This window comes from Solibacillus isronensis, from assembly GCF_023715405.1.
GTDB lineage: Bacteria > Bacillota > Bacilli > Bacillales_A > Planococcaceae > Solibacillus > Solibacillus isronensis_B.
This window is the reverse complement of sequence record NZ_JAMBOC010000016.1, coordinates 1-913: the sequence shown is the minus strand read 5'-3', so window position 1 is coordinate 913 and position 913 is coordinate 1. Positions and strand designations below refer to the sequence as shown.

Below are 913 nucleotides of genomic sequence, written 5' to 3'. Positions count from 1 at the left end.
GTAGTTTGAAAGCTCATTTGCTTTGCTAGCGATCCAACTTCGTTAGAAGTTGAAATCTATTGTTTGCTTCATTTAAGAAGCTTGTTTCATTAACGTTGCTTGTTCAGTTTTCAAGGTTCATTGTGTTGCCTTAAGTGACAACTTTTATATCTTATAACATCTTCTTTTAGATGTCAACAGTTTTTTTAAATAAAAACTGGAGCGGGTGATCGGAATCGAACCGACAACATCAGCTTGGAAGGCTGAGGTTTTACCACTAAACTACACCCGCATTATATTATAGTAAATTATGGCGCGCCCGACAGGAGTCGAACCCATAACCTTCTGATCCGTAGTCAGACGCTCTATCCAATTGAGCTACGGGCGCCGGGAATTTTTGGTGCGGCCGAGAGGACTTGAACCTCCACGGGGTTGCCCCCACTAGGCCCTCAACCTAGCGCGTCTGCCATTCCGCCACGACCGCTTCATCCGACAATAATTATTATACATCTCTGAAATAATTTGTCAATATGAAAACTGGTGAGCCATGAAGGACTCGAACCTTCGACCCTCTGATTAAAAGTCAGATGCTCTACCAACTGAGCTAATGGCTCTAAATGGCTGGGGTACCTGGATTCGAACCAGGGCATGACGGAATCAAAATCCGTTGCCTTACCGCTTGGCTATACCCCAAAAAATGGCGGTCCCGACCGGGATCGAACCGGCGATCTCCTGCGTGACAGGCAGGCATGTTAACCGCTACACCACGGGACCATTAGTAAATCTTCATTATTAAAATATAAGTGGTGACCCGTACGGGATTCGAACCCGTGTTACCGCCGTGAAAGGGCGGTGTCTTAACCACTTGACCAACGGGCCAATATTGGCTCCGAAGGCAGGACTCGAACCTGCGACCTGCCGGTTAACAGCCGGA

The 913-nt window shown here is 47.1% G+C and carries 7 tRNA genes; all 7 read right to left on the bottom strand.

Annotated elements, in window-relative coordinates:
• Positions 1-197: 197 nt before the first annotated feature.
• The 7 genes from M3166_RS18910 to M3166_RS18880 all read right to left on the bottom strand — a co-directional run bounded on the left by M3166_RS18910 (position 198) and on the right by M3166_RS18880 (position 858).
• Positions 198-271: transfer RNA gene (locus M3166_RS18910), tRNA-Gly, on the bottom strand.
• A gap of 19 nt (positions 272-290) precedes the next feature.
• A tRNA-Arg gene (locus tag M3166_RS18905) sits at positions 291-367 on the bottom strand.
• A 10-nt stretch (positions 368-377) separates the two neighbouring features.
• Positions 378-463, bottom strand: a tRNA-Leu gene (locus tag M3166_RS18900).
• 54 nt (positions 464-517) lie between these two features.
• Positions 518-593, bottom strand: a tRNA-Lys gene (locus M3166_RS18895).
• Positions 594-597: 4 nt separating this feature from the next.
• A tRNA-Gln gene (locus M3166_RS18890) sits at positions 598-672 on the bottom strand.
• A gap of 5 nt (positions 673-677) precedes the next feature.
• A tRNA-Asp gene (locus M3166_RS18885) sits at positions 678-753 on the bottom strand.
• Between the two features lie 30 nt (positions 754-783).
• Positions 784-858 (bottom strand) — tRNA-Glu (locus M3166_RS18880).
• Positions 859-913 lie beyond the last annotated feature (55 nt).